Source organism: Sulfolobus islandicus Y.N.15.51, from assembly GCF_000022485.1.
GTDB lineage: Archaea > Thermoproteota > Thermoprotei_A > Sulfolobales > Sulfolobaceae > Saccharolobus > Saccharolobus islandicus.
Window position 1 is genome coordinate 1,803,465 of record NC_012623.1, and the last position, 17,082, is coordinate 1,820,546.

Consider the following 17,082-nt stretch of genomic DNA (forward strand, 5'->3'; position numbering starts at 1 on the left):
ATCACACTGAAGGCTTCTTTGTGGAAAATATTGTAACATATGCGTAGTGTCCCGTTCCTCCTACGTTGTGTGTTATTCCCATACCGTTCCTAACTTCTACTTGTGTTCCTTTGTGTGCTCTATATAATAATTGTCTTGTTATTGATACTGCCATGCTTACTCCAGTTGCCCCTATTGGGTGTCCCTTTGCTTTCAACCCTCCATCAACGTTTATTGGTATTTTTCCACCTATGTATGTTTGCTCTTCCCTAGCTAGTAAATGTCCCTCACCTCTTTTTGCGAATCCTAAATCTTCATATGCCATTATCTCCGCTATTGTGAAACAATCATGCACATCTGCTACGTCGAAATACTTCCAACTATTCTCAAAATCAATTTTAGCCTTCTTATACGCTTCCTCAGCAGCCAATCTTGCGGCATCTATTGATATGAAATCGTCTCTTTTAGATAAATTAGCTGTTCCAGATTTAAACCCTTGTGAAACTATCCATACTGGAGAGTCTGTTATTTTTTTAGCTACTTCTTCTGATGCCAATATTATAGCCGCAGCACCATCAGTTATTGGGCAAGCATCGTATACCTTTAATGGATAAGCTACAACTCTGGACTTCATATATTCGTCCATTTTTATTTGTTTTTGAAACATGGCATAGGGATTAAAGCTACCGTAATAGTGATTTTTAATAGCAATTTGTCCTAAATCCTCTTCCTTCATTCCGAATTTAGCCATACGACGTGTTGCATAGAGTCCATAATATCCAGGGAAAGTTAATCCGAAATTCTCAAATTCCCAGAAGTAATTCCCAGCTCTCCCCATCATTTCTACGGCAACTGGATTAGGTGATTGGTGCATTTGCTCTACTCCAATTACCATTGCCATTTTAGCATCCCCTGACTTAATTGCTTGGTAAGCTATTCTTAAGGCTGCACTGCCAGTAGCACAGGCAGCTTCAACTCTCATGGTCCCTTTAGGTGCTAAATTACAATACTCTCCTATTACTATCGCGGAAAGAGGTTCTGAACTCCACCCACCAGCATTGCCTACCACGAACATATCTATATCCTTCTGGTCTAAATTAGACTCCTCTAAGGCTTGTTTTACCGCTTCCCATGCTAGTTCCTGGAGATTAACATCTGTTCTATTTCCGAATTTGCTGTGACCAGTACCTACTATTGCAACATCTACCATATCTATATATTTGTGTTAACTTCCTAATTAACTTTTCGTTCTTTCATAATATAAATTTTATTTCAAGTTAATTTTATGAAGGTATATCTTGGAACCATAAATATCATAAAAGTTTTTTAAGTTATTAATTATACACTCTAATAGTGATAGCAAATGTTATTGGGTTTTTCCAGTAGATATGAAAAGGTATATCAAGGTTTGGCACTTGACCTAATAGCGGAAACTGTAAAGGAAGCTTTAGACATGGCTAAACTAGAACCTAAGGACATAGATGGAGTTATAACTACGTGGTTGCCATGGATTTTCGATGGTACTTTAGCAATAGGCTTTCCAGAGAATTATATTAGTGAGTACTTAGGAATAAGGCCTAAATTTACAGACTTAGTTCAATATGGAGGAGCTTCGGCTTTAGAAATGTTTTATAGAGCTTATAAGGCAGTAAAAAGTGGTGAGGCAGATAGAGTTTTATGTGTAATAGGAGGTAAGGGAACTTTAATGAAAAAACAATTAAGAGAAGGAGGATTAGAGAGATTTTCAGAAGTTGAGCTACTAAATATACTAAGGAATAATCCCTTTGATGAATTCATAAGGGTATATCAAGAAATGGATCCTATATCTTTTTACGCAATGGTTGCTGCTAGACACTCGAAATTATACGGAACTACTGATGAACAAAGAGCCTTATTAGCGGTTCAGCAGAGATATAATGCAAACTCTAATGAGAGGGCTTTATTTAGGGGTCCTCTAACAGTTAAGGACATTATAAATTCGCGAGTGGTATCAACTCCTCTTCATCTTCTTGAAATAACTTATCCTATAGATGGCGTTTTAGCCTTTATAGTAGGTAAGGGGACTTCACAGCTGAGGTCGATGGATGTAATATCCTATGGAGATGCAATATGGCCAGAGTTTTTCGCCGAAAGGGATGTGGATATTGTTTATACTCCCACAATCGAGAGTGCTAAGAAGATAGACTTCAATTTAAATAAGATCGATGCTTTCGAAATATATGACGCTTTTACAATAATGGTATTAACTGAGCTAGAAGATTTGGGTTTAACCGAGAAAGGAAAGATAGGGAAATTCGTGGAGGAGAATGATCTGACGATAAAGGGTAGCATACCAGTTAATACTGGAGGTGGAAGTTTAAACATGGGACAGCCTGCATATATGAGTGGGATAATCATCCTTGAAGAAGCGTTCCTGCAATTTAATAACATGGCTAAAGGACATCAAGTAAGCGGAGCTGATTATATATTAGTTAATGGCTTAGGGGGTTGGAATACACACGCTACCACATTAGTAATAGGTGAGAAAAAATGAACTTAAATGAAATAATTCAAACCTATTACGAGTACTTTAATAAGGAGAAGTTGCCTTATATTAAGTGTACAAATTGCGGACACGTGTTTTATTATCCCAGAGCAATATGTCCGAAATGTTTATCTAAGAAACTGTTAATTATGGAGAGTAAGGGAGAAGGTGAAATATATTCTGAAACTAAATTTGTTAACGAGAAAGGACAAGTTACTATAGTAGGCTTAATAAAGCTTGAGGAGGGGTTTATGATTTACGCTAACATATTAACTAATAGGTTAGAAGACGTGAGTATGAATAAGAAGGTTAAAGTAAAGTTTAAGGAGGTCATTAAGGAGCAGAAATTCCCGTTCTTTACTATTATAAGCTGATCTTAATGTTTTCCTTTTGTTTAATATACTTGATCATACCATCACTTATCCTTTTCCTTACAGCGTTTATGTCCTCTAAATATTTTAGATGTGCTAAAGTCTCTCCCATAGCTAAGTACTTCTGAGAGGGATCTAACTCATCCCATCCATTATATTTCAACTTCCATTTGATTTTACTTGCAATTTCGTAAGCCGCTAATTCTCTATTTCCCATCATCTCTAACATTTCGTTTAACCTTTCCTCGTGGTGTTTTATTAATTCCCTTATCCTCTCCTCAGTGTTCTCTATAATTCTTCCGTGAGCTGGCAGGGATTTCTTCACTTCTAGGCTGGAAATTCTCTTTAGGGACTTTAGATATTCGTTTAATGGATTACAATTCTCTTCGTATAAACTTACATTGGGTGTTATGTCAGCTAATAATGTATCCCCAGATAAGAGTAATTTATTCTCTTCATCATAAATGCATATATGTCCAATTGTATGTCCAGGAGTGAATAAGAACTTTAAGTTATATAGTTGCTGACTATCGTTAACTGTTTCGACATTATTAAGTTCCCCTACTCTAGAGTAAATATTAGCCCTAAATCCAGAGGTGAAATCAAATGCTATGTCTAAAAGTTGTTGCGAAGCACCATTCAATTTTAGGATTTTGATCATCTCATCATATCTATATTTAAATCTCTTTATGAAATTATATTCCACATTACCAATTATTATTTTAACCTTAGCTAGCTTACTTAAAAGATACGCCAAACCTATATGATCTATATGAAAATGCGTTATTATAATTTCGTTAATATCGCTAATTTTCATACCTAAATTTTCCAATTCTTCAACTAATGATGATATTGATCCATATGAGGGACTTCCAGTATCGATTAATATATTCTTATCATTAAGAGTTAGTAGATAAGCGTTTAAACTTTCGATTGCCAAATCCGGTAATTTAATCGAAAGTTTGAATAAATTCTTAGTTATGCTTTCTGGCATGAGATAATCTAATTGCGTTATTATAAATAAATCTTTTCTTTTAAGATAAATTTATAGTCTCTTATTACGTCCTAGTTTATTATGAGTCTAAAAAATAAGCTTCACGAACTATTTGAAAGTATAGACGTAAGAGGCATAGAGGATTTACCAAAAAAGGGATTAAAAATAGGAATAAAGTTTGGAAATTGTTATTTTACTGTAATTTTAGATAAATCCAAGATTAGCGTAGTGGAAAATAAATTAGATAACTTAGATAATGAAATAATAACGGACGAGGAAAGTCTAAATCAGCTTCTTGAGGGAAAAGTGTCATTAATAGACCTCATTATACAAGGTAAGTTATATATAAGCGGGAAGTTAAGCAATTTACTGAAATTAGTTGAAGTATTTAGGGCTAAGGCAATTAACTTAGGATTTGAGGGATCTAGTTTATATAATGTTTTAAAGGCTGTTTTTGAGGGTATATGTAATAAAAACGAGGATATTCTAAGGCACATAAAGAACTTTAATGTCACTTTTCAGTTCAGCGATTTTGAAGGAAGTATTTGTTGTCTTATAATAAATGAAGGTAAATTCATCGTTAAAAATGGGAAATGTGAAGGAAAACCTACGGCTTCCATATCAGCAAAAAGAGAAGTATGGAATAAAATATTTAACGGCGAGGAAAGTGTAGGTACTGTTGCAATGAATGGTGAGGCAAAAATAGAGGGTAACTTAATTCAAGCATTTAAATTAAAAACGATAATTGATAAAATATTTTAAAGTTAAAATATATATTCACTCATTTTTTCCTTAACCCATCTTGGGAAGTACATATAATACTCTCTCGGGTAAGCTTTCCTTAAACCGTCATATGTAGCCTTAACTAGTCTAGGCTTATCCCTATCCCTTAAAACCTTAACCAATCCCTTAGCTTCTAAGGAATTTATTATCTCAACTAACTGTTTCTCGTCACACTCTATAAACCTCTTAATATCGTTAAGCTCCATGAAAAGTCCCGGATTTACTAAATAGTCTCTAGCTAAGACTCTCAATATCTCCATTTCTCCCTCCTCTCCTCCCTGAAGTTTTTCCTTAGTTATCGACTTTTCAGAAACGGTAATGGGTACTTTAAGTTCTGGATGCGATATCCTTATCGGAGTTTTCAGATCATCAGCCATAGCAGTTAGTGCATATCTAACTATAAACCTCTTCAAAACCTCACTAGTACCTCCGCCTATGGTTCCTAGTTTAGCGTTCCTATATATGGCTTCAACTGGATAAAACTTTGTCCATCCATCTCCTCCCATAGCCTGAATAGCATCTCTAGAAGCCTTTTCTACTGCTTCGGTAGAGAAAGCTTTTAATACATTCGCGTCTATTACTGGATCTACGCCTTGATCCATTAAATAAGCAGTATAATAGGTTAATAGCCTAGTAATCCTATAATCTATTATAATATCAGCCAACTTATATTGATTAGCCTCATATTCAAACGTAGGCTGATTAAACTGAACTCTTCTTCTAGTATAAAATGCCACATATCTGGCTAATTCCCTTAATAGACCAACTTGTTGAGCACCTATGACTAGCCTTTCAAAATTAAGACCAGATACTAAAATCCACCATCCTTGCCCCTCTTCACTTAACCTATTTTCTACTGGAACTTCAACGTGATCTAAATCCAAATAACCATTTAGTAATCCGTCAAATCCTTGAAGTTCATTTATCTTTTCCACATGAAAACCTTTCATTCCCTTTTCCAATATGAAAGCAGAAAGATGAGAATATGACTTCCTCGCCTTAGAGCTAGGATCAGTAACTGCGTAAACTACATAAATGTCTGCCATGCCTGCATTAGTTATAAACCTCTTCTTACCGTTTATAATATACTTATCTCCCTCTTTAATAGCTATAGTTTCAGCACCTGCAGCATCGCTACCAACGTAAGGTTCAGTTATACATACAGCTCCTACAGTACCCTTAGCGAACTTAGGTAATGATTTAGCTTTCTGCTCTTCATTTCCGAACCTTAGAATCTGATAAAGCCCTCCGAAAAGTGTAGTAGCGAAAACTCCTCCTACAGATCCCAGATTACTTATGTACTCTGATATTATCGCAACGCTTGTATAGTCCCCTCCCATGCCTCCATATTCCCTGGGTATTACAACACCCCACCAACCCTTTTCTACTATCTTTTTATGTAAATCCATAGGATATTCGTTCTTCCATAACGCTTCTTCTGCTCTACCTCTATTTTCCTCTACGAAATTTTCCACTTCCTCTGCTAAACTCTTATGCTCTTCTTTCCACCAGGGTAAAGGTTCCACCAAGATATATCACTAATCAATTTAATTGAGAAACATTAATAAACTTATTTTAAGCAGTTAAATCACTCGTAAAAATATGAATTAAAAAATTATTTTGATTTCGCCTCCTATTGCCATTTTTATTACTGTTAAAATGTCCTCTTGACTTACCATTGGCATTTCCCATCCATTCCTAGAATATAATTCAGATACCTTTTTACTAATTTCTTCTAAATTGTTTATTTCAATTCCCTTTAAGCTATTCTCGAAATCAAATAAATATTGCGTAGGACTACAGTAAAAATCTCCGCTAATCATAATATCCTTAATAACCTTTTTATCAGTTAATAAATGAACAACGAGTAGCTTTCTAGCCTTATATCTTGCGAATCCTAAAACGTGATTCGGTGGTATATTTGCAAACCTCTTACCACTGGACCTTAAGTATAAATGCTCTTCAGAGGAGGCAATTTTTCTATACTCCTCTCTGATCTTTTTAGCTTCATCTGAAAGTTCATGCTCTTCTAAATCTAACCTTAAGGTCTCTCCGAAACTACTCACAAAGGCATTGTAAACTTCTTCCATTGATGGTTTATAGCCAGTTTCCTCTTCAACTGAAGAAACATAATCTTGAGGACCCTTAGCAGTCTTATCCTTAAACTTCTCTGGAGGGATTCTCAAAACTTTAACCATCTCTTCCACGTTTAACTTACCTATTCCTATTACCATGTTAAGGACTAATGTATTGCCTATTGTAGTGAATCCGAAGCCAGTTATTTTCTTATGACTTTTAGGAGAACCAACTCTAACATCTCCTATATGATCATACCATGCTCCCTTAACCTCTAATTTGTAATATGCATGAGCTGTAGCCGAACCTATTTGACAGAATGCCTTGTCCATGTTAGGAAAGAAATCTGAAGGCATTGCCATATATAGTGCCATACTTGAATTTTTGTCACTATATATTGTACCTCCTCCCACACCTAATCTCCTTACAACTTGAATACCCCTTCTCTTAGCCTCCTCTAAATTTACTTCAGTATCTAAGTCTTGGAAATACCCTAAACTTACACCACTAATTTTACTGCCTACAACAGCCATTATAGGGACGTTTAGTCTTCTAGACTCCTCAACTAATGAAGCTGGAATTGCTACACTATCTAGGAGATCCCCGTTTTTAATTAACATACTCTTTCCTTTCATATTAAATGATATCTCGTTAAAATTCCTAATAAAACTTTCTTTAGCCACTTTCCTTGAAAAGTAGAGGTTACACCACTCATCTTAAATTAGATAAAAAATATTAACACATTGACCGATTAAAACCTTTGCTATTAAATAAAGTATTCATTATAAAATGTTTCAAATATAAGTGTAATGATTAAAGATGAAATATCATATAAAAAATTTAATTAAATAAATTTGTCTAGTTTACCTTCCAATTTCAATAAGGATTCAAATAGGAAGTAATCACCCCATATAAGTTCACTGTTAACTCCTAATTCTCGTTTTTTAAAATAACACCCATTAGTTAAAGCTCCTGGTATTTTAGAGTTAATTAAGTAATTTTCTACAAGACTTTCTATTGTATTCTTAGCGAATTCCCAATAAGAGAGTTTAAGTAATGATGAGGCAGCTATTGCAGTAGCTGAAGTATCTTTAATCGTTTTATCATTGAAATCCCAATATGCTATGTAATCCTTGGGAACATTTTTAATCCACCATTCTGATGTTAATCTTGAAACGCTTAAAAACTCCCTATCGTAAAAGGAAAGCAAAGCATAATTAAGCATAGCCCAGGCTTGTCCCCTAGCCCAGATACTACTTTCATTTAAACCCATGTGATTAAATCTCTTAATTACTCTTCCCTCATTATCTAATCTAACGGATTGGGTAACGGAGCCATCCTTATTAATGCAAAAAGTAACGTGCTGTATTGCATGATTTTCAGCAATTTCCATAAGGCTTTCCTCTCCAGTAATCTTTGAAGTATAAGCTAATAGCGTTGATGCAATAACTCCATCTATGTTAGTTTCAACGAAGTTAACTTCATTAATGCTAATAGAGTTAAGAAAGGCTATTTCCAATTTATTAAGCGGTATAATTTTTAACTTACTATCGTACTGTTTAGCTAAGTTCTTACCTCCTTCTACCGCTATCCTTCTAGCTGTATCATGGTTAAATAAGATATCAGCTATTGCAGCACCATAATAGAATATGAATCCTCTGAATACTGTAGGTAACATGATTCTATTTCTTAGCTTGTCTAACCAATTTTCGGCCCACTTTAGAAACTTCTCCTCTCCAGTTCTATAATATGCCAGCCATAATAATCCAACCCAAAATCCATCACTCCAATATCCATCTGATGAAGTATACCACTTTCCAGAATTCACGTCACCATAAATGGGGAATTCGTCCTCTTTAATAGTCTTAGCTGTACTTTCTATTCTAATTAGCATTTTATCTATAGCGTCAGTGATCCTCATTTCTTAGCCCTTCTCTCTATAAACTTTTTAACTTCATTCTTATGTTCTTCAGATTTAAAAGTATGCAATTCTAATGCTAGTGACGTATCCAATACTAGATTCACATAATGTTTGACTATTTTATTAATTGACAATTTAGTCCATATTACACCATATTTAGACTTGCTTATTAATTTCCTCGCTACATCAATCGCTGTATCTAAAACCTTATCATCGTCAACTACCATGTTGACTAAACCCATCCTATAGGCTTCTTCAGCGTTTATTAACTCTCCCGTCATTAAGTAATACTTAGCCTTATGAATTCCCACTAACAACGGCCATATGATAGCACCACCATCACCTGCGACTAAACCCACAGAGATATGAGTATCTCCTATTTTCGCACTCTTACCCATTATTACTATATCAGAGTAAAGAGCTAGGGTGGCTCCTAATCCCGTGGCAAAGCCGTTTACTGCTGCTATTATGGGAACTTCAAGTTCTAACATGTTATTTATTATCCTTTTACCCTCTTTAATTAACGTTCTAATCCACTCAGTATTGTTAGTTCCCTTCTCTATTACCTCAGCCATGTAGTAAATATCCCCACCAGAACAAAATGCCTTCCCTTCACCAGTCATAATTATTGCATTAACTCTGGAGTCATTATTAAAATCGTAAAACACGTTTTCCAGTTCCTCATGCATGCTTCCTTCGCCTAAGTTTATGGCGTTCAACCTCTCTGGTCTATTTAGCCTCAGGATATATATGCCATCTCCTATGTCCTCAACCTTAAGATATTTATATCTTGAGTAATCTATCATTAAATTATACTCATAGCGGAAATACTTAAACGTTTTGTCAAATATAATTTGATATTTAAATAAATTAATGAAGATTTATAATGATGCTTTATATACATTTACTATAATTTATTTAGTATATATAATATTCTTATAAAATAAATTAATCACTTTATAAACTTTATATTTATATATGTTAATAACGTAACATATTTAAAGTTTAAATTACATAATGAAAATTGGTGATTCGTCTAAATGAGAGCTATGAGATTAGTCGAAGTAAACAAGCCTTTAAAAATGATGGATGTAGAAATTCCGAAAGTAAAAGGAAATGAAGTATTAGTTAAAGTTGAAGCTGCAGGAGTTTGCCACTCAGACGTTCATATGAGGCAGGGAAGAGTAGGACCTTTAAGAATAGTGGAGGATTTAAAATTAAGATTACCCATAACATTAGGGCATGAAATTGCTGGAAGGGTAGTTGAAGTTGGAGAAAACGTAGAAGGATTCAACAAAGGGGATTTAGTGGCAGTAAATCCTTGGGAAGGTGATGGGACATGTTACTACTGCAAAGCAGGAGAAGAGCAAATGTGTGACAGGCCATTATGGTTAGGAATAAGTATAGATGGGGGATATGCGGAATATGTTAAAGTAACTCATTACAAATACCTTTATAAACTAAAGAATCTTACTGCAGTAGAAGCTGCACCTTTAACCTGTTCTGGAATAACAACTTATAGAGCAGTAAGAGAGGCTTCTGTAGATCCCTCAAAGACTTTAGTAATTGTAGGGGCTGGAGGAGGATTAGGAACTATGGCAGTGCAAATAGCTAAAGCTATGACTGGAGCCACGGTAATTGGAGTTGATATAAGAGATGAGGCGTTAGAAGCGGCTAAAAGGGCTGGGGCAGATTACGTCGTGGACGGACGTAAAAACCCGGTTCAAGAAATAAGGACATTAACTGGAGGAAAAGGTGCAGATGCAATAATAGATTTAAATAATTCAGAAAAAACCTTATCAGTCTATCCTTATGCATTAGCTAAAAACGGTAGGTATGTAATGATAGGGCTATATGGAGGGGAATTAAAGATATTATCACCAATTATTATATTTAACTGGGTAAAATTCGTAGGAAGCCAAGTTGGAAACAATATGGACTTCTTGGGTGTTTTAACCTTAGCCGAAAAAGGAAAAATAAAGCCTATGGTTACTAAGACGATGAAATTAGAAGAAGCTAATGAAGCGTTAGATAATTTAGAAAACGCAAGGGTAACTGGAAGGCAAGTTCTAGTCCCGTAAAGATGAAAGTATTGGCAATAGTTAACCCTAAGGCAGGAACTTATGACCAGAAATTAGTAGAATTATGCATTAATGTGCTAAGGGCTAAATTTACGGTTAATTTAGTATATCCTATCAGCATTAATGAAGCTAAGAAATTAGCTAATAATAGAGATTATGACGCCTTAATAATAGGAGGAGGAGATAGTACTATAGGTAATTTATCGATTAACGTAAAAGTCCCTATAATCATTCTACCTATAGGCAGGGGAAACACGTTCTATTATACAGTTTATGGTAAAATAGATCCCTTAAACTTATTTACTTCACTTCTTAAGTGTAATAGAATAGAATACGTTGATATTGGCTTTATAAGGGAATTAAATAGGGGATTTGTCCTTGGAACATCAATAGGTATATTAGCTGATTTAGTAAGGCTTTCAGAATTATATAAGAAGTTCAGTAAGGGTATATGGTCCTATACTTTAGCATCTATAGATTTAAGGGTTAGGATGAGAAAAGGTCAAATTAAACCAATAAGGGTTTCGTTAAGGGTTAATAAAGAAAAGGTGTATGATGATTACGCATATTTACTCTCAATAGGAAATACGCCAGTAAGAGGAAGAGGAAGTATGAAATTATTTCCTAAAGCCTCAATTAGTGATGGTATATTGGATGTCATAGCGTTGCCTAGAGTAAATGAGGAGATAATGGATTCATTAGCTAAAGGATCATATTCAAATGAATTATATTACAAGGGAAAAAACATTGAAATCGCATCTGACAGAAGGTTAAGCTTAGAGGTTGATGGAGACTATGTCTTATTGGAAGAAAATAAAATTACTATTGATGTAATTCCCTCTTCACTTCCTCTATTAAAACCTTGTACATGAACTTCAATTCGTCGTTTCCTCTCTTTTCTAGACTATATAAGATATTATAAATATTTTTTAGATCCTCTTCGTTACTATCTTTGATAGCATCTAAGAATTTCTTATTAACTACTTCTCTCTTTTTCTCTAAACCAGTACCATGAAAGCCATCAACTATCTCTTTTTCTACGCTTATTTTTCTACCTTCCTTGGTTTTTACATCTATTATTATTCCCATATATTTTCTAGTTTTCTCAAAATTTACCTCATTTAAATCAACCCCTCTTAAATTATATTCGAAACCTCCTAGGAATTTTTTAATAAAGTCTGCTCCTATTTCATTTATTGCAACACCAAATGGTAGAGGCTCGTTTAATAGCTTAATTGTAAGATTAACGTCATGAAGTATATTTACCTTATATGCTAATTTCCAAATTAATGGGTCTTTTATGTGACTTTCATCGTAAGAGTTAACTCCGAATCTCTTATCTTTAATTGTAACAGTTAAAAGGTAAGGAGAGTAAAATTGAAGAAGGGTAAATGACGGATTACCCTCCTTGACTATCCTTTCGTGGTTCTTATCCATGAAATAGGTGAGCATATTCTCCCTTAATGTAACTTCACTTATCTCATCCAGATTAACCTCTTGACTTATCTCTAACGCACCTTCTATTAACGTTTGTGCATATGCACATGCTGGATATTTTTTAACAGAGAGAGTATTTACGTGCCATCTTTTGTTAAAACTTCCTAAAGGGGCCTTAAGATAATATTCCCCATACTGCTTTAAGAAGTCCGTCAGGAAGTTCTCGTTGACGTTCTGATATTTAGCTAATCTGAAAGCCTTATAGCCCATCTCAACTCCTAAAGAGGCCGAATACAATTTGCCCAGACTTCCGAAACCGTGTGATGTAGGCTTTATCATATAACTTAAGGATAATCCCATGCTATTTTTTAAATCTTGATTATATAATTTAGAGAGAAATACTACAGTTGAGAGTGCATGTATCGATGTCATTGATTGTCCCCTTGTCTTACTAACAGATAAAGAAGCTGCAACCCTGGCGGAGATTTCTACAGAGGATATTACAGCTTCCATCAGCTCTTTACCAGTTACATTAGTATTAGGAATTGAAAACAGTAATGGAGAAGCTATTCCGTGACCTAAATGTCCGTAATATAGTAATGTAGAGTCGTAATCATACATGACGCTAAGTATTGGAAAAAGTTCTTGGTAGTTTACGTTAAATAAGTCTAATAACATCTTAGCCCAATATGTCCTAGAGGATATTAAAGCTGTGAATATAGTATCTATTATCATTAGTTTAGCGTTCTCTAAACTGTCATTGGGTACTTTAGATATTGAAATGTTATTGGCCCATTCCTTAGCCTCTTCTAAAAAGGATTCCATAGAAACTCTCTTTGCTAGAAAATTAATATCTTTTCCTATTTTCAAAAATAAAGTTTATTAGCCTTATAGCATAATTTAAGATATGCCCATATTCTCAAAAGTGGGTGTAGTAGGAGCCGGAACGATGGGTCACGGTATAGTAGAAGTTGCAGCTATATCTGGATATCAAGTATATTTAAGTGATGTTTCTCAAGATATATTAAATAATGCATTAGAAAAAATTAGATGGAGTTTACAAAAATTAAAAGAAAGTGGAAAACTTAAGGAAAGTATTGATACTATAATAAGTAGAATAAAGCCTACAACTAATCTTAACGATTTCGCCGATGCTGACTATATTATAGAGGCTGTAGTAGAGAACTCTGAGGTAAAAAGAAAGATATTTTCAGAACTAGACGGAATAGTCAAGCCAAATGCCATATTTGCCACTAATACGTCTACAATACCTATTTCTACACTTGCAGAGGCCACTAAGAGACAAGATAAATTTATAGGACTTCACTTCATGAATCCCCCAGTATTAATGCCCCTAGTTGAGATCATAATGGGCAATAAAACTAGCCAACAAACCTTAGAAATTACTATTGAATTCGCTAAAAGTATAGGAAAAGATTACGTTATTGTTAAGAAAGACGTTCCTGGGTTTTTAATAAATAGGATAAATGGAAGGACTTTCGCTGAGGCAATCTTAATGTATGATGAGGGATACCAGAAAGAAGATATAGACGCTATGACCAGATTTAGACTAGGAATGCCAATGGGTTTCTTAGAACTTTTAGATTTCACTGGGATAGATGTTTCCTATAGTGCTGCATTAGAAGCTATAAAGAGAGGTGAGAAAGAGCCACCGCATTTTAAGGTTTTAAAGAAGATGGTGGAAGAAGGTAGATTGGGCGTAAAAAGTGGAAAGGGGTTTTACACATATAAGAGTAAAATTTACGAAAGACCTAAAATAGTCCCCACTGATAGTATGTATTTAATAAATCCCTTAAGCATAATCGCCCCTGCAGTAAACGAGGCTGCATGGTTAATTAGGAACAATATCAGTAGTGCTGAGGACATAGAAAAGGGAATGGTTAAGGGAATGAATTGGCCTCAAGGACCCTTAACGTTTGCCGATAAGTTCGGAATAGACAACATAGTAAACTTCTTAGAACAGAGATACCATGATACTGGTAATGATTATTATAATCCAGATTCACTACTTAAAGATATGGTAGAACAGAAGAAATTAGGAGTCAAATCCGGAGAAGGTTTCTTTAAATGGAATTACGAGAAAGTAGACTTTGGGCCAGTAAGATATGAAAAACTTCACGATTATGCTAAAATAACCATGAGAAGGGCTGAAAAACTAAATGCATTAAATGAAGCTATGTGGACTGGGCTAACTCAGGCTTTCAATAAGGCTAAGGAAGATAAGGATGTTAGAGCTGTTATCATTATGGGCGAAGGTAGAGCTTTTTGCGCTGGTGACGATATAGAAATGATGCACTATTGGGAGAATACAGCTAGCGTAATTGAGTGGAGTCAAAAGATTTCCTCTCCGTTAATAGATACCCTAACTGATTACCCTAAGCCAATTATAGCAGAAGTTAACGGATTAGCATTTGGCGGAGGAATGGAATTGCTAATATTGTTTGATATAGTTATAGCTAGTGAAGATGCTACGTTCGCAATACCAGAAGGATTAATAGGAGCTTTACCACCCTTAGCGTCATCAATAGGAGTTGGATTCATAAGTAGAAAAATAGCTAGATATGCGTTAACTGGTGAGTGGCTAAGTGCGAAACAAGCCAAGGAATTGGGATTAGTAGACACTGTAGTGCCTCCAGAACAATTAGAGATAACTGGAGTTGAGATAGTTGAGAAGGTTAAGAGAGTGGCGCCATTATCCAGTATGTCTATTAAGAGGGCTATAAACTCGATAAGAAACTCCTATCTGGACAACTTGCAGATAGCATCACAAGAATTGACAATTTTATCAACTACAGAAGACTTTAAAGAAGGTATGAAAGCGTTCATTGAGAGGAGACAACCTAGATACAAAGGAAAATAAAAAATAATTTCGAAATTTAATTAATTTTCTCTCATTTCTATTTACCAATATAAGCTCAAGGTGGTTTATACTTTTCTATTTACATTTATACTTTACTTCAACTAATAGTGTAGAAAATATCTTAATGTAACTATTACTAAGAAGTCGACTTAAAGAGAAGCTAAAAATAAACAATAGTTGATCATTAATCTAAAGCTTCCTAAATTTTTTTAAAACTATAGCATTAGATTATAAAAAACTTTTTAAAATATCCCTTTTACATGACGTTAAAAGTCAATTAACTCCTTAATAGCAACGTGTTCATATTAAGTGGAAGAAATACTTAAAATAGTTAAATTATATAAATAAATGATGGCTAAAGTCTTCATAAAGGGTTTACCATCAACAATGATGGATGATTTTCAATTAAATGTAATTAATTTGCTTCAACATGCTGCAGAAAACTATGGAGAGAGGGAAATAAAGTCTAGAAAATTAGATGGCAAATTAGAAGTATTTAATTATAAGACTATTTACGAGAGGGTAAAGAGACTAGCAAATGCATTAGAATCATTAGGAGTTAAACCTACTGATAGAGTTGGAGTATTAGGATTTAACACTCACAGATATTTTGAAGCCTATTTCGGTATAAGCGGTATTGGTGCAGTAATGGTTGAGATGAACTTTAGACTCTCACCAGAGGAATTATCTTACATTGCTAAACACTCTAAAGTTAAAGTAATATTTACGGATGAGCAATTAATACCGATAGTGGAGAAAGTTAACGATAAGGTGAACTCCGATAAGGTCGTGATTACGACCGATAAGGAAAGAACTCCCTCTACTAAAATTTCTAAAGTTTACCATTATGAGGACTTACTTAAAAGTAGTTCTCCAAATTACGACTTCCCTATAATCGATGAGAAATCCGCTTGTTTTGCTTGTTACACTTCCGGTACTACTGGAATGCCTAAAGGAGTTTATTATTCACATAGGGCCATAGTATTACATTCTATGGCAGTAATTCAAGCAGTTCCCGTAAACACTAATGACGCACTTTTACAGCTAGTTCCTATGTTTCACGCAAACGGCTGGGGATGGCCTTTTACCGCTACCATGGTTGGAGCTAAGCAAGTATTTCCTGGGCAATACAGTTTAGATAACTTAAAGCCTATCATTGATCTGCTTATAAACGAAAATATCACAATATCTAATGGAGTTCCAACTCTCTGGATAGCAATTCATAACTATTTATCGTCACTAAAAGATAAGCCTAAATTTAACAATTTGAAAGTACTTATAGGCGGAAGCGAGCCTCCTTTAGCCTTAATAAGGGGACTTAGGGAATTTGGAATAGAGGTAATACACGGTTATGGGTCAACCGAAACTACGCCTCTATCCCATATAAACATAATAAAGTACTATTTAGGATTAAGTCAGGAGGAATATGAGGAGTTAAAATCCAAGCAAGGAATTCCAGTATTTCCGATACAAAGAAAAATAGTAACTCCAGATGGAAGAGATATACCTTGGGATAATAAAACCATTGGAGAACTTTTAGAGAGAGGGCCTTGGGTGGTTAAAGAATATTATAATGACCCAAGAACGTTCGAATCTTTCATAGGAGAGGGTTATGAAATTTGGTGGAAAAGCGGAAATGCTGTTACTGTAGATCAGTACGGTTATATAAAGATAGCAGATAGGCTTAAAGATCTTATAAAGAGCGGAGGTGAGTGGATATCAAGCGTAGATATGGAGAACTTCTTGATGGCTCATCCTAAGGTTCTTGAGGCTACAGTAGTTGGCGTCCCTCATCCTAAATGGCAAGAGAGACCTTTAGCCTTTGTCGTTGTAAAACCAGAGTATAAGGGTAACGTAACTAAGGAAGAACTTTTAGAACATCTATTAAAGAGATTTGCAAAGTGGCAATTACCCGAAATAATTTTTACGGATTCCATCCCTAAAACCAGTACTGGTAAGTTCGATAAAAAGTTATTGAGGGAACATTATAAGGAGTATTTCATAAAAAGAGAAATTATAGAGTAAGTTCTTGATA

At 34.7% G+C, this 17,082-nt stretch carries 14 protein-coding genes; 7 read left to right on the forward strand and 7 right to left on the reverse strand.

Translation table 11 applies throughout. The features are described 5' to 3' along the window. Nucleotide 1: 1 nt before the first annotated feature. Nucleotides 2-1,189 carry a thiolase domain-containing protein gene (locus YN1551_RS09915; RefSeq protein ID WP_012713245.1) on the reverse strand — a complete coding sequence of 396 codons (1,188 nt, stop codon included), beginning with the start codon at nucleotides 1,187-1,189 and terminating at the stop codon, nucleotides 2-4. 153 nt (nucleotides 1,190-1,342) lie between these two features. Here YN1551_RS09915 and YN1551_RS09920 point away from each other — a divergent pair, with 153 nt between their 5' ends. Next, on the forward strand, nucleotides 1,343-2,512 hold the full coding sequence (locus YN1551_RS09920) for a thiolase family protein (RefSeq protein ID WP_012717688.1): 1,170 nt from the start codon (nucleotides 1,343-1,345) through the stop codon (nucleotides 2,510-2,512). Then, entirely contained in the window at nucleotides 2,509-2,877 is a 369-nt protein-coding gene (locus tag YN1551_RS09925) for a Zn-ribbon domain-containing OB-fold protein (protein ID WP_012715891.1), read from the forward strand. The genes YN1551_RS09920 and YN1551_RS09925 overlap by 4 nt, the downstream gene beginning before the upstream one ends. Here the strand turns inward: YN1551_RS09925 and YN1551_RS09930 are convergent. Then, entirely contained in the window at nucleotides 2,867-3,868 is a 1,002-nt protein-coding gene (locus YN1551_RS09930; RefSeq protein ID WP_012715890.1) for an MBL fold metallo-hydrolase, read from the reverse strand. The two genes, YN1551_RS09925 and YN1551_RS09930, sit on opposite strands and share 11 nt — an antisense overlap. 81 nt (nucleotides 3,869-3,949) lie before the next feature. Between YN1551_RS09930 and YN1551_RS09935 the strand changes: the two genes are divergently transcribed. Then, nucleotides 3,950-4,630: an SCP2 sterol-binding domain-containing protein gene (locus YN1551_RS09935; protein ID WP_009991477.1), complete on the forward strand. Its 681-nt coding sequence runs from the start codon at nucleotides 3,950-3,952 to the stop codon at nucleotides 4,628-4,630. Nucleotides 4,631-4,632: 2 nt separating this feature from the next. Here YN1551_RS09935 and YN1551_RS09940 read toward each other — a convergent pair whose 3' ends face one another. The 4 genes from YN1551_RS09940 to YN1551_RS09955 form a co-directional block, all read right to left on the reverse strand. Continuing rightward, complete coding sequence (locus YN1551_RS09940; RefSeq protein WP_009991479.1) at nucleotides 4,633-6,177, reverse strand: acyl-CoA dehydrogenase family protein; 1,545 nt, start codon at nucleotides 6,175-6,177, stop codon at nucleotides 4,633-4,635. 81 nt (nucleotides 6,178-6,258) lie between these two features. Further along, nucleotides 6,259-7,362, reverse strand: coding sequence for a lipoate--protein ligase family protein (locus YN1551_RS09945; protein WP_048052329.1), 1,104 nt, complete (start codon nucleotides 7,360-7,362; stop codon nucleotides 6,259-6,261). A gap of 209 nt (nucleotides 7,363-7,571) precedes the next feature. Further along, complete coding sequence (locus tag YN1551_RS15985; protein WP_012717690.1) at nucleotides 7,572-8,648, reverse strand: glycoside hydrolase family 88 protein; 1,077 nt, start codon at nucleotides 8,646-8,648, stop codon at nucleotides 7,572-7,574. Then, nucleotides 8,645-9,454 carry an enoyl-CoA hydratase/isomerase family protein gene (locus YN1551_RS09955; protein ID WP_012717691.1) on the reverse strand — a complete coding sequence of 270 codons (810 nt, stop codon included), beginning with the start codon at nucleotides 9,452-9,454 and terminating at the stop codon, nucleotides 8,645-8,647. The genes YN1551_RS15985 and YN1551_RS09955 overlap by 4 nt, the downstream gene beginning before the upstream one ends. A gap of 234 nt (nucleotides 9,455-9,688) precedes the next feature. Here YN1551_RS09955 and YN1551_RS09960 point away from each other — a divergent pair, with 234 nt between their 5' ends. Together YN1551_RS09960 and YN1551_RS09965 are read left to right on the forward strand one after the other, a co-directional pair. Then, a complete protein-coding gene (locus YN1551_RS09960) occupies nucleotides 9,689-10,729 on the forward strand; it encodes an NAD(P)-dependent alcohol dehydrogenase (protein ID WP_012717692.1) in 1,041 nt (346 codons plus the stop codon). 11 nt (nucleotides 10,730-10,740) lie between these two features. Beyond that, nucleotides 10,741-11,601: a diacylglycerol/lipid kinase family protein gene (locus YN1551_RS09965; RefSeq protein WP_187146875.1), complete on the forward strand. Its 861-nt coding sequence runs from the start codon at nucleotides 10,741-10,743 to the stop codon at nucleotides 11,599-11,601. Here YN1551_RS09965 and YN1551_RS09970 read toward each other — a convergent pair. Continuing rightward, nucleotides 11,552-12,991 carry an MmgE/PrpD family protein gene (locus YN1551_RS09970; protein WP_012717694.1) on the reverse strand — a complete coding sequence of 480 codons (1,440 nt, stop codon included), beginning with the start codon at nucleotides 12,989-12,991 and terminating at the stop codon, nucleotides 11,552-11,554. The genes YN1551_RS09965 and YN1551_RS09970 overlap by 50 nt on opposite strands. Before the next feature lie 82 nt (nucleotides 12,992-13,073). Here YN1551_RS09970 and YN1551_RS09975 point away from each other — a divergent pair, with 82 nt between their 5' ends. Beyond that, nucleotides 13,074-15,047: a 3-hydroxyacyl-CoA dehydrogenase/enoyl-CoA hydratase family protein gene (locus tag YN1551_RS09975; RefSeq protein ID WP_012717695.1), complete on the forward strand. Its 1,974-nt coding sequence runs from the start codon at nucleotides 13,074-13,076 to the stop codon at nucleotides 15,045-15,047. Between the two features lie 348 nt (nucleotides 15,048-15,395). Continuing rightward, entirely contained in the window at nucleotides 15,396-17,072 is a 1,677-nt protein-coding gene (locus YN1551_RS09980; RefSeq protein ID WP_012717696.1) for a long-chain fatty acid--CoA ligase, read from the forward strand. Nucleotides 17,073-17,082: the final 10 nt, after the last annotated feature.